This is a genomic window from Dokdonia sp. R86516 (assembly GCF_044596715.1).
Lineage (GTDB): Bacteria > Bacteroidota > Bacteroidia > Flavobacteriales > Flavobacteriaceae > Dokdonia.
Window position 1 is genome coordinate 988053 of the sequence record NZ_CP138998.1, and the last position, 25653, is coordinate 1013705.

The following is a 25653-nucleotide window of genomic DNA, read 5'->3' on the forward strand; positions in this document are numbered from 1 at the left end:
ACTACTCTTGTACCATCTCGTACCTAAAACAGTTTACATCGTGATCATTTACCATCCCTATGGCCTGCATAAATGCATAGATAATGGTACTTCCCACAAACTTGAAGCCTCGCTTTTTTAGATCTTTAGATATTTTATCACTTAGAGGTGTATTTGCTGGGCATTCTTTATAATCATTCCAGTGATTTTTTATGGGTGTATTATCTACATAATCCCATAGGTACTTTGAAAAACTGCCGTATTCCTTTTGTATCTCCATAAACAGCCTTGCATTTGTAACCGTACCACGTACTTTTAGCTTGTTTCTTATAATACCGGCATCTTGCAAGAGTGATTGTATTTTATCTTCCTTATAAGCGGCAATGCGCTTGTAATCAAAATTATCAAAGGCAACTCTAAAGTTTTCTCTCTTTTTTAAAATTGTAATCCAGCTCAATCCCGCTTGAAAAGTCTCAAGAACCAAAAACTCAAAGAGTAAATCTTCATCCCTAAGTGGTGTTCCCCACTCGTTATCGTGATAAGCCTCATATAGGTCATCACCCACACACCAGCCACATCTATGTTTTTCCATACGGTTACAATTTGTTTTTCTAACTCGAAAGATAGTAAGTTTGTAGTAAAGCCTGCGACATAATGGGTATGGAAACTATGCAAAAAACAACAGCACAACTAGTAACAGAAAGTCTCTCTGAGGCAATCTCTTACCAAGATTATAGAGTACTTACAGAAACTCACGCCCTAGAAGGTACAAATACAGGTCCAGAAGTCACAGAGGCATTGCACAACTATACAATGCTCAATCACAAACGTATGAAGCGTCTAGATAAGACTATAAAACTGTCTGAAGAAGCTCAAAACGCAATAAAGCAATATGACAATAAAACCACTTGGCTTGTACTAACAGAAAGCTGGTGTGGTAACGCGGCACAAACAATGCCCGTAATGCAAAAGTTTGCAGACCTCAACCCTAACATTGACTTTAAGGTCATTCTAAGGGATGAAAATCTTGAGCTTATGGATCGCTTTTTATACAATGGGGGTCGTTCTATCCCAAGACTTATTGCCTTTGATAATGAAACACAAGAAGTACTTGGAGATTGGGGACCCCGTCCATCTGAAGCTACAAAAATGGTAAATGATTATAAAGAAGCTCACGGTAAACTCACACCAGAGTTTAAACAAGACTTACAAGTATGGTATAATAAAGACAAAGGTCAGAACACTGTAGAAGATTTACTTCATCTATTAAAATAGATTATAAGCTTATCCTTGAAAATCAAAAGTCACACTGCCCAGCTGTGTGGCTTTTGTTCCTTTATCAAAGTACGCCCGGTTTAAATATTTCATAGCTTGATCTATAAGGCATCCATTTGCACTTGAAGAAGCATTTTTATTAAACGTTTTTTTTACAATAACCCCCTTATCATTTACAGTAATATTTATGACCACCTTGCCAAAAGCGTCACAAGTATACACGGGATTAGGTAAAGCAATAGCTGTACGACCTACTAAGTTATAAGAAACAGTACTCTGTCTGTAAGCGCTCTTTTTCTTAATACCTCTAGCATCCTCCCTTGCCTCTATTGCAGCTTGTACTTCTTTCTTCTTTTCTTCTAGAGCAGCTTCTCTAGCCTCTTGCAGGGCATTGAGTTGATTATTTGTACGCTCATTAAGATTTTCAACACTGCTTTGCTGGCGCTGTGCAATTGCCTTTCTTATCTCGTCCTCTTCTTGTAGCTCTTTAGATAACTTACTTGAGTTGTATACTTGATTAGACAGACGAGTTCTTTGCTGTACAGGTGTTTTGGTTTCTTCCTCCGGTTCTTCTAGATTTTGAGTAATAACCGGTATTTCTATAAACTCCTCTGCTATCTCACCCTGATATGGTTTTACTCCCAAAAAGAAAAATACAAGCACTAAAAAACTCGCTCCAAAAACGGTAATGAGTAGTGCCTTATCTGATGGGGATAATTTCATAGGTATTTAAAAGTTACAAAAAATAAGCCATAAGTTATGGCTCGTAGGTGGCGCCTCTAGATATCGGCAGGATTGCTTTGAGTAATCTCTCTTATAAAGTCATCTAGAAGATGTGCATTATCTACGCTATAGTCGCCTATTTTGGTTCTTCTAAGCGCCGTAAGATGGGCACCACTTTTAAGTCCTTCTCCAAAGTCAAACGCCAGTGATCGTATATAAGTACCTTTACTGCAGCTTACTTTAAAATCTACTTCGGGCATTTCAATACGAGTGATTTCAAAAGATGAGATGTGTATCTCTCGCTTCGGGATTTCTACTTCCTCACCTGCTCTTGCAAACTCATACAAACGTTTTCCTTCTTTCTTCAGTGCAGAAAATACAGGTGGACGTTGCATTATTTTTCCTTGATACGCTTTCGCGAAAGCGTATATATCCTCCTCAGTGATATGCTCGGTAGGATATTCTTTATCTATGGCTGTCTCTAGGTCATAACTAGGCGTGGTGCCACCTAGAGTGATGGTGCCAGTATATTCCTTCTCCTGACCCATAAACTCGTGTAGACGCTTTGTAAACTTACCTGTACAGATAATCATAAGACCAGTAGCTAGCGGGTCTAGTGTGCCTGCGTGCCCTACTTTGATCTTTTTTATGTTTCGGTTCTTACGTATAAGCCAGCGCACTTTGTTTACTAGCTGGAAGGAGGTCCACTCAAGAGGCTTGTCAAAAATAAGCACTTGGCCATCTCTAAAATCTTGATCTGTAAGGCTCGTTATCTTAGACATAGACTTAGTTATAAAGTGAGAAACCTATCGCAATAACTCCTACAATGAGGCAGTATATAGCAAACCAAGAGAGTTTACTTTTCTTCACAAGTTTTATCATCCAGGTGCAAGCTATAAGTCCTGCAACAAAGGCAGATATAAAACCTATCACTAGTACAGAGACATTCCCCGTTTGAGTCGTAATTGCTCCGTCCATAAGGTCCTTTGCAATTTTTCCAAAAATAAGTGGAATCACCATTAAAAATGAAAATCGTGCTGCCTTACTCTTATCATTACCCAGTAATACAGAGGTAGATATAGTCGCTCCACTACGTGAGATACCAGGTATCATAGCGACTGCTTGAGAAACGCCAATTATAAATGCATTAGAAAAAGTTACATTCTTTTGAGTGTCTTTTGCTCTATCTGCAAAGTATAGTAGTACCGCTGTTACAAGTAGCATACAGCCTACAAGCATAATATTTCCTCCAAAAAGTGCTTCTAGTTGCTCCTCAAAAAAGAGTCCTACAATGACAGCAGGTATCATTGACAAAACGATTTTTGCCGAAAATTGTGTTTCTTCATTCCACTTGAATGAAAACAATCCGCTTAAAATTTCTATGATATCTTTTCTAAAGACTACAATGGTAGAAAGTGCTGTTGCAAAATGTACCACTACGGTAAACATAAGGCTCTCTTCTGGTACAGAAGTATCTCCTAGTATAGCTTTACCTAGCTCGAGGTGCCCACTAGATGAAACAGGTAAAAACTCAGTGAGTCCTTGAATGACACCAAGGATAAATGCGTCAAGATTATTCATAGGGCAAAGATAAAACTGTAGTTACAAGCGGCAAGTGTTACTTACCTTTATTAGGATTTAATAAGATGGCATATACTTCTATACCAAAACCTATAAGTATTACTGCTGGGGCAAGACGTATGCGTCTCCAAGAGTAAATCTCTGGGTTAAACACATTAGGGTCATCACTACCTCCTCCAGACATAAGTATAAAACCTAAGGCTATAACTCCAAGGCCTATAAGCATCCACGTAAAATTTTTCTTCCCAAATATAAATTCGGTAGTTTGTTTTGATACTTCTTTACGTTTTTGTTCTCCCATAATACATCTAGTAATTCGGTTAGTAGTATAGCTCGTCTGTGCGCAAATTTAAGAAACGTTGTGTTGCCAGAAAGGTACTAAACCAAGTAATGAGTATTCCCATTAAAAACACACCTCCAAATAATGCTCCTAGTACGAGCGGGTCATCTAGTAATGTGAGTTGCGGAAATGCTTTATTTGCATAATACAGCACTCCTGCCATACCTGCTATAGCGATAAGCGCACCTATAATCCCGAGGCGCACACTCTTCCATACAAAGGGACGCCTTATAAAACGTTTTGTCGCGCCCACCATTTGCATTGTCTTTATTGTAAAACGCTTTGCATACACAGATAGTCGTATAGAGCTATTGATAAGTAGCACAGCGATAAACGTAAATATGCCAGAGATAATAAGTATCCACAGGCTTATTTTTTTGATATTATCGTTAAGCAATGATATGAGAGGTTTATCATAAGTTACTTCTTCTACAAAGTCTTTTGATGCGATCTCGTTTGCTATTTCTTCTACCTTCTCTGCAGATACATAATCTGCATTGAGATATAAGTCTATGCTATTTTGAAGCGGGTTCTCCCCAAGGTAATCTACAAAGTTTTCTCCCAGGGCTTCACTATGAGCTGCCGCAGCCTCTTCCTTTGAAACAAATTTTATAGATTTTGTGTACGCTGCAAGAGAAAGTGTTTTCTCTAGCTGTTTCATCTCCACATCTTTTGCAGTGTCTTTAAAGTAAACACCTACGGCAATAGTCTCCTTAAAATAATCTGCTACCTTCTTGGTATTGAGGACTAGTAACCCCAAAATTCCCAACAGAAAAAGAACCAAAGCAATACTAATCACCACCGAAAAATAGGAGGTAATCAATCGTCTTTTCTGGTATTTTTCAAAAGATGAACTCATTTGCTAGGGTTTTGAGTAAAAGTAGTAAATCCTACACACTCCGTTATCAAACGAAGAGATTCTGATTGTATTATTTTAAAAATCCAGATTTACAGAAAGAGATCACTCTCCATGCGAGAGCTAATTACAAGATATTTATACCACTTAACATAACAAACGACCCGTAATAATTTAAAATTAATAAGCAAAGATTTAAATAATTATACTGCCTAAAGTAACCCTTGATGAATTTTCATTGAGGCTAAAAAACTTTACCTCCGTATTTTCTGTAGGCCTTCCTAAATCTTTAGTAATTGTCATTTTTAAAAATGAGTTTGGACTTCTTTCTTTCTTCTCGTCCATTAGGATATTGAAAAACCACTCTCCTTTCTCTGCATTTATAAGTTGAAATTCTTGAAATCTAGTATCATGTTTTAACTCATTATTCATTTCATTTTGACTCCTGAAACTATCATGCTTCCATTGATGATAATTCTTTGTAGGATTAACAAATTGAAAGGAAAAATCCTCATTAGGCACATTCCACTCTAACGTTACAAGACCATCTAATGCTATTTTGGAAGGTTTAAAAGTAGAGAGGCTCCAAGGCAATACACCGCTCGGATACTTGTTATAAGTCCCTCTAATTTCAGTTGTAATTGCCATTTTAAAATCTTCAGAAAGTGGAAAGGTGGTTAAGATTTCTTCATAAAGTACACCTGCACTTTCAAAATCATTCAAACGTATATAGCTTTTTGCAAGATCACGTTTAAGTTGCAAGGAACTAGGATACTCTTTCGAAAGTTTTGAAATCAGATTATGAGCATCGAGATAATACTTTTCTTTCTCAAATTTATAGGCCAATGCAATCAATGCATCTTTATCAAATTCGTAAACTTCTTTGATATTAGACAATACTCGCTTAGCTATTTCAAGTTGCCCTTTTGCTTTAAATGCATCAAATGCATCAAAATAAAAATCTACATCGCCACCTGCTATCAAACGTTCTTTCAAATAAACAGAGTAAGCCTCCTGAGACGCGATTAACTTAACTCTTATAGCATTGAAATTATCGAGGTCAATAACTTTTAGATCCTCTTTCATTCTTTTAGTGGTTCCTCTACGACCACTTTTCTTTTCTTCCTTATTGATTAAACCACTCTTAGTAGTAATTAATACTACCCCATTTACAGCATTAGGTCCATAAATTGCAGTGGCAGCTAGACCTTTGAGGACCTTAACATCTTTAATAGTTGAAGGGTCGATATATGAATAATCTGTTTTATTACTCACTTGGCTTTGCTCAGTAATTATTCCGTCAATATAAACAACGGGATGATTTGTGTTTATGTATGAGGAAAAGCCTCTTATTATAGCACTTCCTAAATCTTGTTTACCTTGGTATTTTACACCTGGCACTTTACCAGATATAAGTTGGCCTACATCTGTATGTCCCGTCTTATATTGGTCTGATGTTACTCTCACAATAGAATAACCTTTTGAACGATCTTCCTCCCAATATTCATTTTCCGATAATCTTGCTTTTTCTTGTTTATCAGTAATAACAACTTCTTTAAGTTGATTCATTTTATCTCCAAAATCTAGCTGAATTTCCACATCGCCTTTATCTTCTATTTTTATAAGCTGTTCTTTACCTCTTACAGTTTTAACACTTACTATATCCTTAGTGTAACTCTGAAAAGTATACCGGCCATCCTTATTTGACCTTGTACTATTCTGTTGATCATAAATAGAACTTATTTGGGCTCCCTCAATAGCTCCATCCTCGTTAAAAATATAACCGGACACAGTGATTTCTTTTTTTAATGTGGATTCCGTTTGTTGTTTTTTTAAATATTTATCAACTATTTTTTTTGAAAAATCATTTACAACAATTTCGGAAAGGTGTTCTTGATCTATATTATAAAGCGGCAAGTACTTTACTTTGACATCTTCAAGATTATTAGGTGTGCTATTTACAATGATAAGTTTATCCGAAAAGTCACCCATCTTAGGTAATTGATCTGAAAAGTAAAGGATCTTTCTAGATTGTCCTGATCTTAGAAGAATTTCAGGATGTTTAGTTGACCCATCATAGTTAACCATTTTGAGAAAATCTAAAAATTCTCTAGTATTACTATTTACGTCCGAAAATATTTTTTTTTCTAAAACAGTATTAGCAAATACTGTTATTTCAATATCGTCAACTGAATTAATCCGAATATATTCTTCGAGTACATTAATCTCTAGATCAAGGTTTTTTTCAATCATAGAAAATGAAGCATCCCAATAAATAGAAAGTTTATTAGGTGCTTCTTGAGACAAAACCGTTAAAGAGAGTATAAGAAAGAAGCTAAGTAGTATAGATTTTTTAAATATAATTATCATAGTTGCTTATTTATAAAGGTTTGTAAGTTTCCTTATCAGACATCAAAATCTTTAATTTACAAAAATCCATTACTCTCCACATACGCATCTATTACACGCTGCTCGCCCTCTTTTCCTTCTATACTGTTACCGTGTTCCATTCCTAAAACACCTTTGAAACCACGACTGTGTATGTATTTAAATACATTTTTGTAGTTAATCTCACCAGAGGTAGGCTCATTGCGTCCTGGGTTATCTCCTATCTGGAAATAGGCAATCTCGTCCCAGCACTGCTCAATGTTTGGGATTAAGTTTCCTTCTTGAATTTGCTGGTGGTAGATGTCAAAAAGAATCTTGCACGACGGACTATTTACGGCTTTACAGATTTGATATGCTTGTGGCGACTTAGATAAAAAGAGTCCTGGGTGGTTTCTAAAATTGAGTGGCTCCAGCACCATCACAATGCCGTGCGGTTCTAGTAAAGCACTTGCTTGTCTAAGGCTCTCTACTACGTTTGCCGTTTGAAAATCAATATTCTGACGCAAGTCTACGTGACCAGGCACGACGGTCATCCATTTTGCATTTACACGTTTTGCTACCTCAATAGAGCTCTTAATATCTGCCAGAAACTCGTCACGCCATTCTTGTTTTCCGCTGGCTAGGTTTGGCTTTGTCCAATGTATTTTATGAGCCACAAAAACGCCCATAGTAAGACCACGCCTACGCATCACCTCTGCCATTGCTTCTTGTTCGGCAATGGGGCGATTGCGCATCTCATTATCTTCAAATGCGGTAAATCCTTGATCTGCCATAAAGTTGAGCTGATCAATAACATTTTCGCCAGCGAGCTCTTTAAACATCCCTATGTGCGGGGCATAATTGAGATTAAAAGTGTGGGGTTCTTTTTCCGCTTTCGCGAAAGCGGAATCTCTCACAACCGCATCCATAGCGTGTATACCTACGGTCCCTAAACCTAAAAAGGAACCCGTAAGAGCTCCTTTTTGTATAAATTTCCTTCTGTCCATATAATTACAGTGAGTATGCTTTTCCTCCTGTTGCTTCATCTACTGATAAGCAACCTACTTGTTTACCTGGAATAGGTTCATAAGCGAGTACATTTTCTCCTATTTCTTCTGAGGCTTTCCATCCCCATATAGTCATTCCTCTTATATTTCCTAAAAGACTGAATGCTCCAGCATCTGGATCTACCTTAACTGTTTTATCATTTTGATAGGCTTGATAAAACTCACCAAGGCTTTTCTGAAATACAGCTTCTTGTTCTTTTGAAGATGTAAGATACTTTGCTAAAAGTGCATCATAATCCTCTGCTTCGGCATCTTCAAATGTCTTTCCAGAGGCGTCTTGCAATCTATTTGCAAGTGCGTCAAACCCTGCTAGAATTTGCGTTTTGCCTTCAGTATCTACTGCTTGATTCCAGTAAGTATCTATAAACTTGTGTACACCTACATCTACCGCTCCTGGGATCATCTCATCAGAAGGAATAATAAGATCTACCATATGACGCAATGCTTTACCTTGAGACTTGCTTAAAAACACAGGCTCAAAAACAGGTCCATCTGCTTTACAACTTTGTAAAAGGCTTAATACTGTAGGTGTTGCAACAAGAGCTACACCACCTAATCCTAAGTTCTTTATTAATTGTCTTCTTTTCATCTTACGCTTCTTTTTTGATTTGAGCAGCAGCGTGATTTGCAGCACGTGCACTAAAAGCCATATATGTGAGTGATGGGTTTACACAACTTGCAGAGGTCATAAACGCACCATCTGTTACATAAACGTTAGGAACAGCGTGTAACTGGTTATTACCGTTACAAACTGATGTCTTAGGATCGCGACCCATACGAGCCGTACCCATTTCATGTATTCCGTTACCCGGAGCACTAGGATCATCCATAGTCTGGATATCTGTAAATCCAGCATTTTTAAGCATATCTTTTGCACTTGCAATCATATCCTTACGCATCTCCCACTCATTCTCTTTCCACTCTGCGTCAAAGTTTACCTTAGGCTGCCCCCATTTATCTAGATCATTATAATCTAGGGTCATTTTATTTTCGTGGTAAGGAAGACACTCTCCAAAGCCCATAAGACCTATAGTCCAACCTCCTGGTTTTTGAATCTCTTCCTTAAGCTTTGCTCCGTATCCTGCTTCGGCAATTTGTGGTTGGTAATCACCACGACCTGCGCCACCTTGATAACCGTATCCACGCTTAAAGGTTTTTTGGTCTGTTACTCCGCCTATGTTTCTAAAACGTGGAATGTAAATCCCGTTAGGGCGACGTCCTTTATAATATTTATCTAAATCTCCATCCCATTTTGCAGTTGCTCCTGCTTTAAAGTGGTGATCCATTAAATTGTGTCCTAGCTCTCCAGAGTCATTACCCATCCCATTAGGAAAACGCTCACTCTTAGAGTTCATAAGAATACTAGCAGATGCAATGGCAGATGCACAAAGGAAAACGGTCTTTGCTTTAAACTCCATCTTCTCCATAGTCTCTTGGTCGGTAACTTTTACTCCTGTTGCCTTCCCTGTTTTATCATCATACATCACCTCAGTAACAATTGAGTATGGACGTAACGTCATATTTCCTGTACGCTCGGCAGCTGGTAAAGTAGATGAGTTACTTGAGAAGTATCCTCCAAAAGGACAACCTCTCACGCAGCGATTTCTAAACTGGCAAGCAGATCGACCATCATAAGTTTTTGCTCCTGTAATGTGCGCAACACGACCTATAGTGAGCAAACGACCGTCTTTATAATTTTCGGCCATATTTTTCTTAAGTACTTCTTCTACACAGTTAAGTTCCATAGGAGGTGAGAATTTACCATCAGGTAGCACCTCAAGACCTAAACTCTCTCCAGAAACAGAGATATACTCTTCCACCTTATCATACCAAGGAGAAATATCTTTGTAACGCACTGGCCAGTCTACGGCTATGCCTTCTTTTTTATTTGCTTCAAAATCTATATCAGACAGTCTATAACTCTGACGTCCCCACATAATAGAACGACCTCCCACGTGATATCCACGTATCCAGTCAAAACGTTTTGTCTCATTATAAGGATGATCTACATCATCTACAAAAAAGTGACGACTCTCTGCTTTATGAACATAACCCGTACGTGCTTGCTTCTCATAACGAGCCTCTACTTCTACACTATTGTTACCCTTTAACTCAAAGTCCCAAGGGTCTTTATGCATAGTAGGATAATCTTCAATGTGATTAACCATACGACCACGCTCTAAAACAAGCGTTTTCATACCATTCTCACATAACTCTTTTGCTGCCCATCCTCCGGAGATTCCTGAGCCTACGACGATTGCGTCGTACATTTCGTTTTCGTTGGCTGTGTTCACTATATATTGTATTAATGAAAAAAAATTGTGATGTAGTTTACCAAATATATAAATTTTATGTTGTTTTTTGTTAATATGAGAAAAAGGTTACCTTAGTCAAACACTAGATTTAACAGTAATTCACGGGCGAAAACGTTATAGTTCTACCCTCCAATTAAATTATATTATGAAAAAAATTCTTCTAGGAACATTTTTATGCGCTTTTACACTCTTTTCTTGTAAAACAGATCAAAAAAAAGAGGGTGATAACGCTTCCGCGAAAGCAGAAATTGAAAACCAACAAAAAGCTACGCCAACATTTGAACATTCCCTCGCTCAATGGTCTCTTCACAAACCGTTTCAAGACGGTACTATGGACCCGATGCAATTCCCGCAAATTGCCAAAGATCTTGGTTTTACCGGAGTAGAATATGTGACACAATTATATCCATCTGTTGCTGAAGTAGGGACAGATTACAAAGAACGTGTAATGAAACTTGCAAACGACCTTAATGCTAAGGCAACTGCTGCAGGAATGGATAACGTTCTTATTATGGTGGATCACGCTGGTAAACTAGCAGATCCAGATCCTAAAAAACTAGAAGAAGCTATTGCAAATCACAAAATATGGATGGATGCCGCAAAACTTATGGGAGCACACTCGGTAAGGGCAAATCTATTTGGAGAGCTAGATCCTGTAAAATGGCACGCACTATCTGTAGCATCTCTTAAAGAACTAGGAACTTACGGTAAAGAAGTAGGCGTAAACGTAATTATAGAAAACCACGGAGGATGGTCTAGTGATGGAGAAAAGCTTGTTGCTGTGATGAAAGAGGTTAATATGGAAACAGTAGGTGTCTTACCAGATTTTGGAAACTTTTGTGTAAAACGTGAAGGTGGAGAACGCTGGGGCGCGCCTTGTGTTTTAGAATATGATACCTATAAAGGAATAGAAGAAATGATGCCGTATGCAAAAGGAGTGTCTGCAAAGTCATATAACTTTGATGAAAATGGTAATGAGACAAAATTAGACTATCAACGATTAATGCAAATCGTTGCCGATAGCGGTTTTGAAGGATATGTGGGTACAGAATATGAAGGGCCACTAGAAGATCCAAAAGAAGGTATCGCTCTTACTAAAGCACTAGTTCAAAAATCAATAGACAATCTTAAATAAACAATATGAAATCAACGACTAAGTTTCAATTATCCCTAATGATGTTTCTCGAGTTTTTTATCTGGGGAGGCTGGTTTGTAACCTTAGGTTCTTTTATGGGGAATAACCTGAAAGCTGAAGGGGCTGAGATAGCTCAAGCCTTTTCCACACAATCTTGGGGAGCCATTATAGCACCATTTATTATAGGGCTTATTGCAGATCGATTTTTTAATGCAGAGCGCATTCTGGGAGTATTACATATTATAGGTGCCGTACTTATGTATTTGATGTCACAAGCAACAGACTCGGCTGTTTTCTATCCATATGTTTTAGGGTATATGATTGCTTATATGCCTACACTGGCGCTAGTAAACTCGGTTGCATTTAACCAGATGAAAGACCCATCAAAGGACTTTCCATTCATACGTGTATGGGGAACTGTGGGATGGATTCTAGCAACATCGTTAATCAGTTTTGCTTTTTCTTGGGATTCGCCCGTAAATGCTGCAAATGGTATGCTTTCTAACACATTTATTATGACTGCTATTGCTTCTGCAGTACTAGGAGTTTTTAGTTTCACACTTCCTAAAACTCCGCCAAGTAGTAAAGGAGAAAAGGCTTCAATATCTGACATACTAGGCTTACAAGCTATAGGTCTCTTGAAAGACAGAAATTTTTTAGTCTTCTTTATTTCTTCAGTACTGATCTGTATCCCGCTTGCTTTTTATTATCAAAATTTAAGCCCATTTCTATTAGAATCTGGCGTAGATGATTCGACAGCATTTACCGGCTTAGGTCAAGCATCTGAAATAATATTTATGCTCTTGCTACCATTTTTCTTTAAGAAATTTGGGTTTAAGAAAACCATCCTTGTAGGGATGCTCGCCTGGACATTGCGCTACTTACTGTTCGCTTATGGTAACACTGGAGATTTATTCTTTATGGTTATTACAGGTATTGTTTTACACGGAATTTGTTATGACTTTTTCTTTGTGTCTGGACAAATTTATACAGACAGCAAAGCTGGACCAAAAATTAAAAGTGCCGCTCAAGGACTTATCACACTTGCTACTTACGGTGTAGGGATGTTAATAGGCTTTTACATTGCTGGTCAGATCACAGACGCAAACATTATAGGTGAAGGTCACGACTGGAACTCAGTATGGGTATTCCCAGCGATTTTTGCAGCAGCAGTATTTGTGATTTTTGCACTGTTATTTAAGAGTGAGAAAATTGAATATACGGAGTAGTAGCAAAGTCTTAAAAAGTCTTTCCCCTACCCTAAAGGGCAGACTTTTCTTAGAAAAAGCATATTTACTTGATATAATTAAAAAATAAAAACACAACACAATGAGCAATAAAATAAGATGGGGCGTCTTAGGTGGCGGCGGAGATAGTTTAATAGGTGTGTTACACCGCGTGGCGGCAAGTATGTTTGACGCATACCAGCTAGTAGGTGGTTCTTTTAATCCAGATATTGAAGTAAGCAAAGAATTTGCTGCTCAAATAGGCATCCCGACAGATCGTATTTATAAAGATCTAACGGAGCTTGTAGAAAAGGAAACAGCACTCCCAGCAGACCAGCGTATGCAAGTAGTATCTATACTAACGCCTAACTTCTTACACTTCCCGATGGCAAAGCAGCTTCTAGAAGCTGGCTTTAACGTGATCTGCGAGAAGCCTATGACAATGACGCACGCAGAGGCGCTAGAGCTTGAGGCTATCCAAAAGAAAAATGGTAACGTCTTTGGACTTACACATACCTATACAGGCTACCCTATGGTACGCCAAATGAGGGAAATGATAGCAAATGGAGAACTAGGCGAGATACAAAAAGTAGACGCTCAGTATTATCAAGGCTGGATTAATAACCTCATACACGACAAGGAGCAGCGCAATAGCACCTGGCGTTTAATGCCTGAAAAATCGGGAATTTCTTGCTGTCTTGGTGATATAGGTGTTCACGCTTACCAGATGCTAGAGTTTGTAACTGGCAAAAAAATTAAATCTGTACTTGCAGATCTCAACCATCTGTATGCAGATAATGAGATGGATATAGACGGTACCGTATTATTACGCCTAGATGAATACACAAAAGGTGTATTGCGATCTAGTCAAATAGCAACAGGTGAGGAGAACAACTTTACCGTAGCTGTTTATGGTACAAAAGCAGGTCTCAAGTGGGAGCAAGAAAATCCTAACTATCTCTATTTACTAGAAGATGGACAACCTATGCGCGTGCTTAAACCAGGCCACGCTTATAACAGTGCGCTATCGCTAGACGGCACAAAACTACCTCCAGGACACCCAGAAGGTATTTTTGACGCGATGGGTAATATCTATAAGGGTGTTGCAAAGGCAATACGTGGAGAAGATTACAATTCGGGGGAGTTTCCGGGGATGACAGATGGTGTACGAGGAATGAATTTTATAGAGAAAGCCGTGCAATCTCATCGTGATGGGAATGTGTGGGTAGACCTAGAGTAGTATAAGTACGCTTTCGCGAAAGCGTAAAAAACAACAATTGAAAAGATTCTCGCCTTTGCGAGAATGAAAAAAATATATCCAATGAAAACAATAAAAGGACCCGCAGTATTTCTCGCCCAGTTTATGGATGACAAAGCACCATTTAATTCACTAGACGGATTGTGTAAATGGGCAGCAGACCTTGGGTATAAAGGAATACAAATCCCAACTTGGGAAAACCGATTAATTGATCTCACCACAGCGGGAGAGAGTAAAACCTACTGTGATGAGCTTAAGGGTAAAGTAAATGACTATGGGCTTGAGATAACTGAGCTCTCTACACACCTACAAGGGCAACTGGTTGCAGTACATCCTGCTTATGACTTGATGTTTGATAATTTTGCTCCAGACGATTGTAAAAACAATCCAAAGAAGCGTACTGAGTGGGCTCGCAAGCAAGTAATAAGCGCAGCACACGCAAGTAAACATCTAGGTCTTGATGTGAGTGCGACGTTTAGTGGTTCGCTGCTTTGGCATACAATGCACCCTTGGCCACAACGTCCTGCAGGACTTGTTGAGATGGGGTTTGAAGAACTAGCCAAACGCTGGTTACCTATACTCAACACTTATGATGAGTGTGGTGTAGATGTGGCTTATGAGATCCACCCTGGTGAAGATTTACACGACGGAGTGACTTTTGAGCGTTTTCTAGAAGCTACAGGTAATCACAAGCGTTGTAATATTTTATATGACCCGAGTCACTTTGTATTACAGCAACTCGATTATATCGCATACATAGACCACTATCACGAGTTTATAAAGGCCTTTCACGTAAAAGATTCTGAGTTTAAACCAGATGGGAAGCGTGGTACTTTTGGCGGTTACAGTGACTGGCAAGATCGCGCTGGGCGTTACCGCTCTCCGGGAGATGGACAGATAGACTTTAAAACTATTTTCACAAAACTCACAGAATACGGTTGTGACGTTTGGGCAGTGATGGAATGGGAATGTTGTGTAAAAAGTCCTGAGCAAGGAGCTAAAGAAGGCGCACCATTTATCGCTTCACACATTATTGAGGCTACACAAAAACGCTTTGATGATTTTGCAGGTGAGGATATCGACAAAGAGCAGTTAAAGAAGATACTTGGACTTTAAAACACAATTATGAAAACAACATTCTATATCGCAGCAGTGGCTTTAATGGCACTTGCTTGTAAAAACGAGACTAAAACCACGGTTGTAGATATTAGGAGCGGAGAAGGCAATACCTTCTCTATAGGTGGCAAAAAAATTGCCGATCCTAGTGATAAAGTTGTTCTTTTTGACGGCTCTAACCTCAACGCTTGGAAAGGATATGGTACAGACGGTATGCACGACAATTGGACCATAGAAGATGGAGCAATGGCTTTTGCGCCTGGGGAAGAAGGTGGTAAAAACATCATTACAAAAAACACCTATAAAAACTTTGAACTCAATCTAGAGTGGAAAGTTTCTGAAGGTGGTAACAGTGGCATCTTTTGGGGTGTAGAGGAATCACCAGAGTTTAAAGAAGCTTATGAAACTGGCCCAGAGATACAAGTGCTAGATGACGAGCGTCACCCAGATGCAAAGGTGGCAAATGGGACGCACAAAGCAGGATCTCTTTATGATATGATAAAACCTGCAGATGGGATGATCAATCCCGCTGGTGAGTGGAACAAAGTAACGCTTTCTATCAATCACGATAGTAACCTAGGTAAAGTAAGCCTTAACGGCAAAGAAGCATATACCTTCCCCGTAAATGGCGAAGAGTGGGATGCTATGGTTGCAAAGACTAAGTTTGCAAACTGGAAAGGCTTTGGTAAATATCAAGAAGGTCACATAGGTCTCCAAGATCACGGAGATAAAGTATGGTACCGCAACATTACAATAAAAGAATTATAGATTATGAAATTATACCATTTAGGAATTATCGCAACAGCACTAACCATTACATCGTGTGGCTCAGGAAATGTGGGTGACGAACCTACAAAACCAGAACAAACAGAAGTATGGGGTCCAAAACCTGCAAAGGTTGCCATAAACGGGCAAACCGGTATCCCTAGTGATGCTGTGATATTGTTTGACGGCACAAACCTCAACGCTTGGAAAAGTAAAAATGACGGCGGCGCTCCTAAGTGGACGATTAATCAAGACGGCAGTATGACCGTAAAGGATAAAACGGGAGATATTGTGACCAAAGAAGACTTCGGGAGTGTGCAATTACACCTAGAATGGCGCAGTGACCCAAACAATACTCAGACTAACCAAAACAGAAGTAATAGTGGTGTGTTTTTTCAAGGCTTATACGAAGTACAAATCTTAAACAACAATGATAATGACACCTATGTAAACGGTATGGTAGGCTCTATTTATAAGCAAAAAGCTCCAGACGTTATGGCTGCAAAACCTACTGGAGAGTGGAACAGCTATGATATTGTTTTTCACGCGCCAGCATTTAATGATGCAGGTAAAAAAACAAAAGCTGCTACAATCACCGTATTTTTAAATGGTGTACTCATACAAGATCACTACGAGATTAAAGGAAGTACAGAGTACATAGGTTTCCCAAAAAACAATGCTCACGGTGACGGCCCAATTGTACTGCAAGATCACGGCGATATGAGTGGTGTAGGGTATAGAAATATTTGGTTACGTAAATTAGATTAATGAACTTCCCTGCACTCCTTACAACATTTGCCCCAGCACTCATAAGTCTGGCATTATTTATAAATACACGTTACTTTCCGCCATCGCTGGGTAATCCTTTTTTATCAAAAGCTCCAGAATGGTGGATGAGAGATCAAGCCACTTGGGATAAAGCATACTCCTTTCTTGCTCAAAAGTACGGGATAGGCACCATTGCACTTTTTGCTATATGTAGCTGTCTCCTCTTTTTAGAAAGCCCTTATGCCGCATACGGCGGTTATATAGCATTAGTAGCATATGTTGTGCTAGCTAACTACCAGGTGCGCTCTTATATGCAAGAAAAAGTAAAATAGGGTGTGATTACGCTTTCGCGAAAGCGTAAAAAACCACAGTCATTCTTAATTTTTCATTACTTACTGAACCATTATCTTTGCGCTATGATAAAATCAATGACTGGTTTTGGGAAGAGTGTCGTACAACTTCCCGGAAAAAAGATTACTATCGAGATCAAATCGCTTAACAGCAAAAACCTTGATCTCAATGCACGTATCCCATCTACATATCGTGAGAAGGAACTCGCACTACGCAATATGGTGGCAAAAGCTCTAGAACGTGGTAAGATAGATGTAGGTCTCTACATAGAAAGCACTGGCGAAAACACTAATACAGCGATTAATGAATCTGTTGTAAACACGTATATGAAACAGCTGTCAAACGCTGTTGCTGGTGAGCCTAGCGAGATAGAGCTACTTAAAATGGCTGTGAGACTTCCAGATGCTCTCAAAACTGAGCGTGAAGAACTGGATGAAAATGAGTACAAAGCCATTGTAACTAATCTAGAAGGTGCGCTTAAGGAAATAAACGCTTACAGACTAGATGAGGGTAACTCTCTCAAGACTGAGTTTGAACTGCGCATTAAAAATCTACAGCGTTTACTAGATGAAGTTATCACTCTTGATAAAGATCGTCTTGCAGATGTAAAAGTACGTCTAGAAAAGACCGTTGCAGATCTCAAGGTTAATCTTGACGAAAATAGGTTTGAGCAAGAGCTTATCTATTACCTAGAGAAATACGACATCACAGAAGAAAAGGTACGTCTTAAAAATCACTTAGATTACTTTACAGAAGCACTAGATTCTGATAATTCTAACGGTAAAAAACTGGGCTTTATAGGTCAAGAAATAGGTCGTGAAATTAATACCATAGGCTCAAAATCTAATTATGCACCTATGCAACAGCTAGTGGTGCAAATGAAGGATGAGCTAGAAAAAATAAAAGAGCAAGTATTAAACGTACTCTAATGGGAAAACAACCTGACGCACAAGAACTAAATCACACGGGGAAACTCATTGTTTTTTCGGCGCCTTCTGGTAGTGGTAAAACAACAATTGTAAGACATCTCTTGGGTCAACCAGAGCTCAATCTAGAGTTTAGTATCTCTGCAACTAGTAGAGAACCTCGTGGCACAGAAGTACACGGCACAGATTATTACTTTATCTCTCTTAAGGAGTTTAAAAATCATATCAAAGCAGACGACTTTCTAGAATGGGAAGAGGTCTATCGTGACAACTTTTACGGTACACTTTGGAAAGAAGTACAACGTATCTGGGCGATGGGTAAGCACGTTATATTTGATATAGACGTAGTAGGCGGTTTACGCATAAAGAAAAAGTTTCCAGATAAGACACTTGCCGTTTTTGTAAAACCACCTAGTGTAGATGAGCTCAAAATACGTCTTAAAAAACGTAGTACAGAAAGTGAGGATAAAATCAATATGCGTGTTGCAAAAGCCTCTGTAGAGCTTGCCACAGCACCACAATTTGATCATATTATCCTTAATGATAATCTAGAAAAAGCTCTTAAAGAAGCGGTCACACTTGTTACCGATTTTGTAGAATAATAGCGCAATGACATTACAAGATTTTAAAACTAAACTTACCAGCGCACCCACCGAAATTGAGTTTACAGATACAATAGCTGTTATAGAAGCTCTATATACTTTTACGCCTAGCTCTTTTAAGAATGGTGATATTCATAATGACACAGGTGAGAACAATGGCTCTTGTAAGCTGTTTGCATTTGCACAAGAACAAGGACTAAGTAAAAGTGACACGCTACAGTGTTTTGGCGCATATTACAGAGAAGATGTACTACAAAACCCAGAGGGTATAGATCACCAAAATATTAGAAATTTTATCAAATACGGTTGGGACGGAATTGCCTTTGACACAAAACCGCTCCAAAAGAAATAACTCAAAACTTACTATCCCTTGAAAATAGGTCTATACTTTGGAACTTTTAACCCTATTCACATAGGGCATCTTGCTATTGCAAATCATATGGCAGAGTATAGTGATCTAGATAAAATCTGGATGGTTATCACGCCTCACAACCCTTTTAAGAAGAAGAGTAGTCTTCTTAACAATCACCACCGCTACCAGATGGTTATGGAGGCTGTAGAGCATTATGATAAAATCGAGCCAAGTAATATTGAGTTTGACCTACCACAACCTAACTATACGGTATACACGCTAGCTCATCTAGAAGAAAAGTATCCTCAGCACGAGTTTTGTTTAATAATGGGTGAGGACAACCTTAAAAGCCTTCATAAGTGGAAAAATTATGAAGTTATTCTTGAGCGTCACGACATCTATGTATACCCTAGAATCTCTGAAGGTACGGTTGAAACACAGTTTGATAATCATCCAAAGATTCACAAAGTAGACGCTCCTATTATGGAGATTTCATCTACAATGATACGTAAGGCGATTAAGCAGGATAAAAACATACGACCATTACTTCCTCCAGAAGTTTACACCTTTATAGACGAGATGAGTTTTTATAGATAATCCTGATGCCTAAAAGAGATCTCACTGACCAAAATGCAAAAGAAGCCACTTACTACGGGCTTATGATGGTTGTGTCTTTTCTAGTATATTTTGTGTTAAACAGAGTCATTGAGTCGAGTAATGTTATACCTGATTTTTTAACAGGTTTTGCCACGGCAATATTTATTGTTTCCAGTGTCTTTACAATTATAAAGTACGTCAAGGCTCGAAAAGAACCTCATAATGCCCACCTGGGTAAAGCAAAATTCTTTGCAGGGCTCGCTGTAGTATTCTGGATATTAGTCTTAATAAATATGAGCAAAGAGGTTCTGCACATTTTTGGTTCATTAAACTAGATGAATTTATTACATAAAAAAAAGAACAAACATTCCAGACTATCGCCCTTCATATTTGTTCTTTTAATTAGTCTATAATCGCGCTTGAGCGCTTTCTTTTATTTCTCTAAGTGAGGAATACGTAATACTTGACCTGGATAAATTAAATCTACGTCTTTAAGCATAGGCTTATTTGCTTCAAAAATTTGTGGGTACTTCATTGGGTCTCCGTACATCGCTTTTGAGATCTTGCTTAAAGAATCTCCTTTTTCTACTGTATAAAAACGAGCTTCTGGCTCTGGGTTCTCAACAGTAAGTCTATCGTCTACCGTTGCAATACCTGTAGAGTTTCCTACTACAAGGATTACCTTTTCTTTAGTTGCTTGATCGTTTGCACTTCCAGTAACTACAGCAACATCTCCATCTATTGAGATATCAAGGTTATCAACATCAAGACCAAGGTCATTAATAGTTTCTGCCATGTTACTTGCTGCTTTTGCATTTTCCATTGCAATCTTTTCTTCAGCTACCGCTGCTGCTTCTGCTGCTTCTTCTGCATCTGTTTTTCCTATTCCAAAAACTTTTGCTCCTGCATTTTTAATGAATGAAAATAATCCCATAATTATAATATTTAGTTAGTGTTTTATTGTGTAGTCAATTTACAAAAAACCTAGAGTTATCAATACATTGTTATGATGACTTTAGTAAATCTGAAAATATATTAACCCTTACCTAACATTTGAGTAGATTATCTATGTTTCTGTAAAATCTTGCTTACATGAGTCACTTCATAAAAAAGAGAATCCCCACACTAAGTAACACTTAGGTGAGGATTCTCCAACTAAATAACCAACCAAAAAATCTTAAATCACACTGCTATGATTAGTGCAGTGATTGTTACTTTTTAAGCGCTGCTGCTTTCTTTTCGGTAAGCGCTTTTATTTCTGCTTTAATGTCTGCCGTTTTCTTACGAAGTTTCGGAGCATTTTTACTCTTTCCATCTGTTGCTGTTCTAAACTGGATATAACCTCTACCTCTAAACTGGTAAGTAGTTCCTGTATTTACTTGAAACAGCTCTATCGTTTCATCATCAATAACGGTAAGGTCAAAGAACTCATTGTCTGGAAAATTATAATCTAATGTTAAAGTCTTTAAGTAGAAATCTCCAGGTACATCATTTACATCATAGATTCCATCATAGTCCCAAAAGATATTATTTGTAGATGTACCACTACCATCTTCAGAGCTTCTAAAATTTCCAGACTGTCCCGCAGGTAAAAACTGTAAGAAATTCTCATTATCAAAAGGATTTATTTCTCCTTCTTCACTGGTGTATATTTTCTCCCAAGCTTCAAATTCCTGTAAGAAGTAATGGATGTTGTTATAAAAAACCAAGTCATAATCAAAAGTGCTTCTCTGGTATCCTACTAGAATATAAACTGCTCCAGTTGATGGGTGAAATAACTCTATCTCATTGCTAGATAATACACGAACATCAAAGGAATAATCTCCATCTAGATCATGGTATGCATCTAGCTCATAGTCAAAGGTGTCATATGCTCCTACATCAATACCAAATCCTCCACCGTTCTGACCTAGACCAGATAAGTTATTGTTTGCAAAGATGGTTCCATTTCTAAAGGATACTGTAAATGCCTTTTGTAAAAACGGCACGGTAAGGTTACCGGAAGAGGCATCAATATCTACATAAAATATTTCATACTGACTTAACACTTGGTTAAGTGAAGGTCCATTATTTACTTCAACATAAGGATCTACTACTACGATCTCTTCTGTATAACAAGAAGTAAACAACACGGCGACGAGCGCTACTGCAAAAAAATGTTTGATCGTTTTCATACTGTTTGTTTTTTTGATTCCCTTAACAGTATTCAAACGGCGTGCCAAAAATACAAACAACTAACTATTAGATGATTGTGTTTTAATTTCGCTTTCGCGAAAATGTTCTCAACCTCTTATAAGTGCATTATAAATAAAGTAGTCACTTACGATGAGAGTAACTAACTCATAACCAAACCTCTTAAAATATTTCAAAGATTACGTCAACTCAAACAACTTCCCTGGCAATGGTCTTACCACTCCTTTAAGTTCCATTTGCAATAATATACTCGCGATTTTAAAAGTGGGTAGCTTGCAGTTGAGAGCAATAATATCCATAAGCTCTTTTCCATTCTCGTTAAGGAATCGCCACACGATCTTTTCTTCTTCTGTGAGTTCTACAAAAAGTTGTTTTTGAACGGCTGGCTGCTGCTTTTCTTCTAGTTTCCAGTTAAGAATATATACAAGGTCGGCTGCACTTGTCATGAGATTTGCTCGTTGTTGTTTGATGAGGTTATTACACCCTAAACTTTGCTTATCGTCTGCTCGACCTGGTACCGCAAATACATCGCGATTGTAGCCATTTGCAAAATCTGCAGTTACGAGTGATCCTCCTTTCTCGGCAGATTCAATCACAATAGTCGCTTCAGAAAGGCCTGCTATAATCCGGTTGCGCTGCAAGAAGTTAGTATGCACAAAACTACTACGACTCCAGAAATCTGTAACAAAACCTCCGTTTGCCTCTACTCCGCTCATATACTTGCTGTGTACTTTAGGATACACTTGATTAAGGCCGTGAGCAAGTACGCCTATGTTTTGTAAACCGTGGTCAATACACGCTTTATGAGCTGTAATATCTACTCCATAAGCAAATCCCGAAATAATAAGCGGATTGAGCGGAGCTATCTCTTTTATGAACTTTTTTAAGAAATGCTCACCATAAGTAGTGATCTTACGAGTTCCCACAATACTTATGATCCGCGGATTATTCCAGTTAATATTCCCTCGAGAAAAGAGAACAACTGGTCCGTCTATACAATATTTCAACCGCTGCGGATAGTCTGGGTCTGTGTAGGTAGTTGCCTTAATATCATTAGACTGTATGAAAGAAAGTTCTTCTTTCGCGAAAGCGTAATACTTCTCCTCACCGAAGGCACTAAGTTTATGATTTCCTATCCCATCTATTTTGAGAAGCGTGGTTTTGGACTGTTTTAGTACCTCCTCTGCACTCCCAAATTGTTGTATTAATTTCTTGATGGTACCATCACCTAGATTAGGAGTATGTTGTAATGTAAGCAAGGAAAGTAATTCTTTTTCGGACATTAACTGTTGATTTTAAGACATCTAAGTAACAACTATTATATCTGTTAATAAAATAAATCACTAAATCTTGGAGGGTTATGCATTTTGATTAATTTTGAATTATGCAGTTAGATCAGTACATAAGCGATTTATTATATAGATATGAATGTGTGATATTACCTGGTTTTGGGGCTTTTTTGACTCAAATCCAGAGTGCACAGATTCACTCAACAACCCATGCCTTCTACCCGCCTAAGAAGAAACTTTCTTTTAACGCGCAACTTACAGATAGCGATGGATTGCTAGCAAATTATATTTCTAAAACTGAGATGATCCCTCATGAGGAAGCGAGTACTCGTATTAAAACATACGTTCGTTTTCTATTTGACAGTCTTCATAAGGGAGAAGCACAAACACTATCAAACATAGGTACTCTTTCTCTAGACACAGAAAGCAGGTTACAATTTGAGCCATCATACCACCTTAATTATCTTACAGATTCTTTTGGTCTTTCTTCATTTACCTCTCCAGAGATTTTAAGAGAAGTATACAAAGAAGAAGTTACTGCTCTAGAAAGCACAACTCCTATAGCTTTTACTCCAGAACGCAAGGCAACGAGCTCGTGGATGAAGTATGCAGCTGCGGCTGTAATCGCTTTTGGACTTATAGGCGCTGTAGGATTTAACTATGTAAAAGATGTAGAGCAGCATAACTATGTGTCTCATCAAGAGGCAAAAGAGCAACTTGAAGATAAAATTCAAGAAGCTACTTTTGAGATACCTAATCCGCTACCAGCGATTAAGCTATCACTTACAAAGCCTGTAGGGAGCTATCACATTGTTGCAGGAGCTTTCCGTATGGAAGAAAATGCACAAACACGTGTGGACCAACTTACAGAACAAGGTTTTAAGGCTCGCAAGATAGGAACTAATAAATATGGCCTTCATCAAGTAGTGTATGGAAGCTATACAGACTCACAAGAAGCACTAGCTGCATTAAAATCAATACGCAGTACAGATAACAAAGAAGCATGGCTTCTTGTACAAGAAATGAATTAATCCTTTTCACATTTTCATTTTTAACCTTTCGAGTTTGACGTACCTTTGCGCCAAAATTGAAATGTAATGGAAGCACGTACGCCTACTGATTCAAAAACTATACTAACAGACTTAGTACTACCTAGTGAGACTAACCCTTTGGGTAATCTCTTTGGAGGTGAGTTACTCGCTCGTATGGATAGAGCTGCAAGTATTGCTGCAAGACGACACTCTCGTCGTATTGTAGTAACTGCATCTGTAAACCACGTAGCCTTTAATCGCATGGTTCCATTAGGAAGTGTAGTAACTGTAGAAGCAAAGATTTCTCGCGCTTTTAGAACCTCTATGGAGATAGTGATTGATGTGTGGATAGAAGACCGTGAAAGCGGCTTAAAATCGCAGGCTAATGAAGCAATTTATACCTTTGTTGCCGTAGATGAGCAAGGAATCCCAGTTCTAGTACCACAAGTAACTCCAGAGTCTGATCTTGAGAAGAAACGATATGACGCCGCACTGCGACGTAAGCAACTATCTCTTGTGCTCGCAGGTAAGATGAAACCAGAAGACGCAACAGAGCTTAAAGCTTTATTTATATAACAAAAAAAAAGCCTCCAATTGGAGGCTTTTTTTTATGCTTGTGGTGTTTACCACTTCTCTACTTCTTCTTTAATAGCTTCTTTGGTTTTTCCAGTTTTTTCTTGGATACGACCTACAACTTCATCAAATTTTCCATCTGCAAATGTCTCGTCGTCGTCAAAATGCTTTCCGTATTTCTGTTTAAAATCTCCTTTTACTTGATTCCACTTTCCTTCTAGTTCTGTACTGTTCATAATCTTCTCTTTTTAAATTCACCACTAAATTACTTTTAATGAGCGCTTTATTGTAATAAGAGAGTATTAAAAAGTGTTATGGTTGTGCTAAAGTTTGCAAGCCTAGTAAATACTAAAATTTAACCCCCGTTCTTAACCTTATAGGGTGTGATAGCTCGTAGCTTACTGCAGGCGCAGCACTATTTTGATATACGGGTGCCACAAACTGAATACCTGCATCCCACTCTGGTGTAAATTGCACATCAACTCCCATGGTAGGAGAAAGTTCTGTAAACAACGCCCCATTAGTATTAAGTCCTCTCACCACTTGTCCTTGTACGCCCAGGTATGCACTTATACCTTTTGTGGCTTGATATTTAAAAATAAGAGGAAACTCAAGCACCTCGTCATTACCTACACGTGACCTAGATATCCCACCTTGCAAGCTAGACTTATAACCTAAAGATGTACCCACAAGTAGCGTGCGTGTTTGATCATAAAATTCTTTATTGGGTTCTCCTACATTACTAGGTAGCGCACCTATCGAGTTTAGAGAAAAACGAGGTTCTGCCGTGGTTGTAGTGTTTTGAGCACTAATAATTGAAGCGAATAAAATTAAGAGCAAGAGGCTAAGATGTTTCATACCCCTAAATTTAAAACTTATGCAACACGCTTATGTTAAGCTTATTACAAAAGATATAAATGAAGTGCCAAATGATATTAGAAGTACGCTTTCGCGAAAGCGTAAAAAAT

General features: G+C 38.3%; 30 protein-coding genes. 15 read left to right on the plus strand and 15 right to left on the minus strand.

What is annotated here, in order from left to right; translation table 11 throughout:
- Position 1 precedes the first annotated feature (1 nt).
- Positions 2-571, minus strand: coding sequence for a DNA-3-methyladenine glycosylase I (locus SJY23_RS04550; protein WP_396597619.1), 570 nt, complete (start codon positions 569-571; stop codon positions 2-4).
- A 68-nt stretch (positions 572-639) separates the two neighbouring features.
- On the opposite strand from SJY23_RS04550, the gene SJY23_RS04555 reads away from it, so the two are divergent.
- The gene (locus SJY23_RS04555; protein WP_396597620.1) at positions 640-1254 is read left to right on the plus strand and encodes a thioredoxin family protein; all 615 of its coding nucleotides are present in this window, start codon (positions 640-642) and stop codon (positions 1252-1254) included.
- A 9-nt stretch (positions 1255-1263) separates the two neighbouring features.
- On the opposite strand, the gene SJY23_RS04560 is transcribed toward SJY23_RS04555, so the two are convergent.
- The 9 genes from SJY23_RS04560 to SJY23_RS04600 form a co-directional block, all read right to left on the minus strand.
- Positions 1264-1977, minus strand: a complete 714-nt coding sequence (locus tag SJY23_RS04560) for a hypothetical protein (RefSeq protein WP_396597621.1) — start codon at positions 1975-1977, stop codon at positions 1264-1266.
- A 56-nt stretch (positions 1978-2033) separates the two neighbouring features.
- Positions 2034-2759 carry a tRNA pseudouridine(55) synthase TruB gene (truB, locus tag SJY23_RS04565; RefSeq protein ID WP_035326400.1) on the minus strand — a complete coding sequence of 242 codons (726 nt, stop codon included), beginning with the start codon at positions 2757-2759 and terminating at the stop codon, positions 2034-2036.
- 4 nt (positions 2760-2763) lie between these two features.
- Positions 2764-3558: an undecaprenyl-diphosphatase UppP gene (uppP, locus tag SJY23_RS04570; RefSeq protein ID WP_035326397.1), complete on the minus strand. Its 795-nt coding sequence runs from the start codon at positions 3556-3558 to the stop codon at positions 2764-2766.
- A gap of 37 nt (positions 3559-3595) precedes the next feature.
- A complete protein-coding gene (locus tag SJY23_RS04575; protein WP_035326394.1) occupies positions 3596-3859 on the minus strand; it encodes a DUF3098 domain-containing protein in 264 nt (87 codons plus the stop codon).
- A 19-nt stretch (positions 3860-3878) separates the two neighbouring features.
- Positions 3879-4757 carry an ABC transporter permease gene (locus SJY23_RS04580; RefSeq protein WP_038598289.1) on the minus strand — a complete coding sequence of 293 codons (879 nt, stop codon included), beginning with the start codon at positions 4755-4757 and terminating at the stop codon, positions 3879-3881.
- 192 nt (positions 4758-4949) lie between these two features.
- A complete protein-coding gene (locus tag SJY23_RS04585; protein ID WP_396597622.1) occupies positions 4950-7124 on the minus strand; it encodes a TonB-dependent receptor plug domain-containing protein in 2175 nt (724 codons plus the stop codon).
- A gap of 56 nt (positions 7125-7180) precedes the next feature.
- Positions 7181-8128, minus strand: a complete 948-nt coding sequence (locus tag SJY23_RS04590) for a hydroxypyruvate isomerase family protein (protein ID WP_396597623.1) — start codon at positions 8126-8128, stop codon at positions 7181-7183.
- A gap of 4 nt (positions 8129-8132) precedes the next feature.
- Positions 8133-8777 (minus strand): gluconate 2-dehydrogenase subunit 3 family protein, encoded by a 645-nt coding sequence (locus SJY23_RS04595; protein WP_396597624.1) that lies wholly within the window; start codon positions 8775-8777, stop codon positions 8133-8135.
- 1 nt (position 8778) lies between these two features.
- On the minus strand, positions 8779-10458 hold the full coding sequence (locus SJY23_RS04600; RefSeq protein WP_396598097.1) for a GMC oxidoreductase: 1680 nt from the start codon (positions 10456-10458) through the stop codon (positions 8779-8781).
- A 190-nt stretch (positions 10459-10648) separates the two neighbouring features.
- Here SJY23_RS04600 and SJY23_RS04605 point away from each other — a divergent pair, with 190 nt between their 5' ends.
- From SJY23_RS04605 to SJY23_RS04660, 12 genes are all read left to right on the plus strand, one after another.
- A complete protein-coding gene (locus tag SJY23_RS04605; protein ID WP_396597625.1) occupies positions 10649-11638 on the plus strand; it encodes a sugar phosphate isomerase/epimerase family protein in 990 nt (329 codons plus the stop codon).
- Between the two features lie 5 nt (positions 11639-11643).
- Positions 11644-12867: a nucleoside permease gene (locus SJY23_RS04610; protein WP_396597626.1), complete on the plus strand. Its 1224-nt coding sequence runs from the start codon at positions 11644-11646 to the stop codon at positions 12865-12867.
- Between the two features lie 100 nt (positions 12868-12967).
- Positions 12968-14104, plus strand: coding sequence for a Gfo/Idh/MocA family protein (locus tag SJY23_RS04615; RefSeq protein ID WP_396597627.1), 1137 nt, complete (start codon positions 12968-12970; stop codon positions 14102-14104).
- Between the two features lie 81 nt (positions 14105-14185).
- Positions 14186-15238 (plus strand): sugar phosphate isomerase/epimerase family protein, encoded by a 1053-nt coding sequence (locus SJY23_RS04620; RefSeq protein ID WP_396597628.1) that lies wholly within the window; start codon positions 14186-14188, stop codon positions 15236-15238.
- A 9-nt stretch (positions 15239-15247) separates the two neighbouring features.
- Positions 15248-16006, plus strand: a complete 759-nt coding sequence (locus SJY23_RS04625; protein ID WP_396597629.1) for a DUF1080 domain-containing protein — start codon at positions 15248-15250, stop codon at positions 16004-16006.
- 3 nt (positions 16007-16009) lie between these two features.
- The gene (locus SJY23_RS04630; protein WP_396597630.1) at positions 16010-16771 is read left to right on the plus strand and encodes a DUF1080 domain-containing protein; all 762 of its coding nucleotides are present in this window, start codon (positions 16010-16012) and stop codon (positions 16769-16771) included.
- On the plus strand, positions 16771-17103 hold the full coding sequence (locus SJY23_RS04635) for a hypothetical protein (protein WP_035326367.1): 333 nt from the start codon (positions 16771-16773) through the stop codon (positions 17101-17103). Before SJY23_RS04630 ends, SJY23_RS04635 begins: the two co-directional genes overlap by 1 nt.
- Before the next feature lie 84 nt (positions 17104-17187).
- Positions 17188-18051: a YicC/YloC family endoribonuclease gene (locus tag SJY23_RS04640; protein WP_396597631.1), complete on the plus strand. Its 864-nt coding sequence runs from the start codon at positions 17188-17190 to the stop codon at positions 18049-18051.
- Positions 18051-18650: a guanylate kinase gene (gene gmk, locus SJY23_RS04645; protein WP_396597632.1), complete on the plus strand. Its 600-nt coding sequence runs from the start codon at positions 18051-18053 to the stop codon at positions 18648-18650. Before SJY23_RS04640 ends, gmk begins: the two co-directional genes overlap by 1 nt.
- A 7-nt stretch (positions 18651-18657) precedes the next feature.
- Positions 18658-19002: a HopJ type III effector protein gene (locus tag SJY23_RS04650; RefSeq protein ID WP_396597633.1), complete on the plus strand. Its 345-nt coding sequence runs from the start codon at positions 18658-18660 to the stop codon at positions 19000-19002.
- 18 nt (positions 19003-19020) lie between these two features.
- On the plus strand, positions 19021-19599 hold the full coding sequence (nadD, locus tag SJY23_RS04655) for a nicotinate (nicotinamide) nucleotide adenylyltransferase (RefSeq protein ID WP_396597634.1): 579 nt from the start codon (positions 19021-19023) through the stop codon (positions 19597-19599).
- A gap of 5 nt (positions 19600-19604) precedes the next feature.
- Positions 19605-19934, plus strand: a complete 330-nt coding sequence (locus tag SJY23_RS04660) for a hypothetical protein (RefSeq protein ID WP_396597635.1) — start codon at positions 19605-19607, stop codon at positions 19932-19934.
- Positions 19935-20032: 98 nt separating this feature from the next.
- Here the strand turns inward: SJY23_RS04660 and lysM are convergent, their stop codons facing one another.
- The 3 genes from lysM to dprA form a co-directional block, all read right to left on the minus strand.
- Positions 20033-20533 carry a peptidoglycan-binding protein LysM gene (gene lysM / locus SJY23_RS04665; protein ID WP_035335178.1) on the minus strand — a complete coding sequence of 167 codons (501 nt, stop codon included), beginning with the start codon at positions 20531-20533 and terminating at the stop codon, positions 20033-20035.
- A gap of 277 nt (positions 20534-20810) precedes the next feature.
- Positions 20811-21773, minus strand: coding sequence for a nicotinic acid mononucleotide adenyltransferase (locus tag SJY23_RS04670; RefSeq protein WP_396597636.1), 963 nt, complete (start codon positions 21771-21773; stop codon positions 20811-20813).
- Between the two features lie 198 nt (positions 21774-21971).
- On the minus strand, positions 21972-23075 hold the full coding sequence (gene dprA, locus SJY23_RS04675; RefSeq protein ID WP_396597637.1) for a DNA-processing protein DprA: 1104 nt from the start codon (positions 23073-23075) through the stop codon (positions 21972-21974).
- A gap of 101 nt (positions 23076-23176) precedes the next feature.
- On the opposite strand from dprA, the gene SJY23_RS04680 reads away from it, so the two are divergent.
- Positions 23177-24112, plus strand: coding sequence for an SPOR domain-containing protein (locus SJY23_RS04680; RefSeq protein WP_035335173.1), 936 nt, complete (start codon positions 23177-23179; stop codon positions 24110-24112).
- A gap of 66 nt (positions 24113-24178) precedes the next feature.
- Positions 24179-24688 (plus strand): acyl-CoA thioesterase, encoded by a 510-nt coding sequence (locus tag SJY23_RS04685; protein ID WP_035335172.1) that lies wholly within the window; start codon positions 24179-24181, stop codon positions 24686-24688.
- A gap of 47 nt (positions 24689-24735) precedes the next feature.
- On the opposite strand, the gene SJY23_RS04690 is transcribed toward SJY23_RS04685, so the two are convergent.
- Together SJY23_RS04690 and SJY23_RS04695 are read right to left on the minus strand one after the other, a co-directional pair.
- Positions 24736-24921: a CsbD family protein gene (locus SJY23_RS04690; protein ID WP_013750728.1), complete on the minus strand. Its 186-nt coding sequence runs from the start codon at positions 24919-24921 to the stop codon at positions 24736-24738.
- 112 nt (positions 24922-25033) lie between these two features.
- On the minus strand, positions 25034-25543 hold the full coding sequence (locus SJY23_RS04695) for a hypothetical protein (protein ID WP_396597638.1): 510 nt from the start codon (positions 25541-25543) through the stop codon (positions 25034-25036).
- Positions 25544-25653 lie beyond the last annotated feature (110 nt).

Excerpts from the sequence above, each read along its gene's own strand:
- SJY23_RS04685 (WP_035335172.1), top strand. The coding sequence starts at position 24,179 with ATGGAAGCACGTACGCCTACTGATTCAAAAACTATACTAACAGACTTA.
- gmk (WP_396597632.1), top strand. The coding sequence starts at position 18,051 with ATGGGAAAACAACCTGACGCACAAGAACTAAATCACACGGGGAAACTC.
- SJY23_RS04550 (WP_396597619.1), bottom strand. The coding sequence starts at position 571 with ATGGAAAAACATAGATGTGGCTGGTGTGTGGGTGATGACCTATATGAG.
- SJY23_RS04695 (WP_396597638.1), bottom strand. The coding sequence starts at position 25,543 with ATGAAACATCTTAGCCTCTTGCTCTTAATTTTATTCGCTTCAATTATT.
- SJY23_RS04630 (WP_396597630.1), top strand. The coding sequence starts at position 16,010 with ATGAAATTATACCATTTAGGAATTATCGCAACAGCACTAACCATTACA.
- lysM (WP_035335178.1), bottom strand. The coding sequence starts at position 20,533 with ATGGGATTATTTTCATTCATTAAAAATGCAGGAGCAAAAGTTTTTGGA.
- SJY23_RS04610 (WP_396597626.1), top strand. The coding sequence starts at position 11,644 with ATGAAATCAACGACTAAGTTTCAATTATCCCTAATGATGTTTCTCGAG.
- uppP (WP_035326397.1), bottom strand. The coding sequence starts at position 3,558 with ATGAATAATCTTGACGCATTTATCCTTGGTGTCATTCAAGGACTCACT.
- truB (WP_035326400.1), bottom strand. The coding sequence starts at position 2,759 with ATGTCTAAGATAACGAGCCTTACAGATCAAGATTTTAGAGATGGCCAA.
- SJY23_RS04590 (WP_396597623.1), bottom strand. The coding sequence starts at position 8,128 with ATGGACAGAAGGAAATTTATACAAAAAGGAGCTCTTACGGGTTCCTTT.
- SJY23_RS04690 (WP_013750728.1), bottom strand. The coding sequence starts at position 24,921 with ATGAACAGTACAGAACTAGAAGGAAAGTGGAATCAAGTAAAAGGAGAT.
- SJY23_RS04640 (WP_396597631.1), top strand. The coding sequence starts at position 17,188 with ATGATAAAATCAATGACTGGTTTTGGGAAGAGTGTCGTACAACTTCCC.
- SJY23_RS04650 (WP_396597633.1), top strand. The coding sequence starts at position 18,658 with ATGACATTACAAGATTTTAAAACTAAACTTACCAGCGCACCCACCGAA.
- SJY23_RS04600 (WP_396598097.1), bottom strand. The coding sequence starts at position 10,458 with ATGTACGACGCAATCGTCGTAGGCTCAGGAATCTCCGGAGGATGGGCA.
- SJY23_RS04555 (WP_396597620.1), top strand. The coding sequence starts at position 640 with ATGGAAACTATGCAAAAAACAACAGCACAACTAGTAACAGAAAGTCTC.
- SJY23_RS04605 (WP_396597625.1), top strand. The coding sequence starts at position 10,649 with ATGAAAAAAATTCTTCTAGGAACATTTTTATGCGCTTTTACACTCTTT.
- dprA (WP_396597637.1), bottom strand. The coding sequence starts at position 23,075 with ATGTCCGAAAAAGAATTACTTTCCTTGCTTACATTACAACATACTCCT.
- SJY23_RS04560 (WP_396597621.1), bottom strand. The coding sequence starts at position 1,977 with ATGAAATTATCCCCATCAGATAAGGCACTACTCATTACCGTTTTTGGA.
- SJY23_RS04615 (WP_396597627.1), top strand. The coding sequence starts at position 12,968 with ATGAGCAATAAAATAAGATGGGGCGTCTTAGGTGGCGGCGGAGATAGT.
- SJY23_RS04620 (WP_396597628.1), top strand. The coding sequence starts at position 14,186 with ATGAAAACAATAAAAGGACCCGCAGTATTTCTCGCCCAGTTTATGGAT.
- SJY23_RS04625 (WP_396597629.1), top strand. The coding sequence starts at position 15,248 with ATGAAAACAACATTCTATATCGCAGCAGTGGCTTTAATGGCACTTGCT.
- SJY23_RS04580 (WP_038598289.1), bottom strand. The coding sequence starts at position 4,757 with ATGAGTTCATCTTTTGAAAAATACCAGAAAAGACGATTGATTACCTCC.
- SJY23_RS04660 (WP_396597635.1), top strand. The coding sequence starts at position 19,605 with ATGCCTAAAAGAGATCTCACTGACCAAAATGCAAAAGAAGCCACTTAC.
- SJY23_RS04635 (WP_035326367.1), top strand. The coding sequence starts at position 16,771 with ATGAACTTCCCTGCACTCCTTACAACATTTGCCCCAGCACTCATAAGT.
- SJY23_RS04680 (WP_035335173.1), top strand. The coding sequence starts at position 23,177 with ATGCAGTTAGATCAGTACATAAGCGATTTATTATATAGATATGAATGT.
- SJY23_RS04575 (WP_035326394.1), bottom strand. The coding sequence starts at position 3,859 with ATGGGAGAACAAAAACGTAAAGAAGTATCAAAACAAACTACCGAATTT.
- SJY23_RS04670 (WP_396597636.1), bottom strand. The coding sequence starts at position 21,773 with ATGAAAACGATCAAACATTTTTTTGCAGTAGCGCTCGTCGCCGTGTTG.
- SJY23_RS04585 (WP_396597622.1), bottom strand. The coding sequence starts at position 7,124 with ATGATAATTATATTTAAAAAATCTATACTACTTAGCTTCTTTCTTATA.
- SJY23_RS04595 (WP_396597624.1), bottom strand. The coding sequence starts at position 8,777 with ATGAAAAGAAGACAATTAATAAAGAACTTAGGATTAGGTGGTGTAGCT.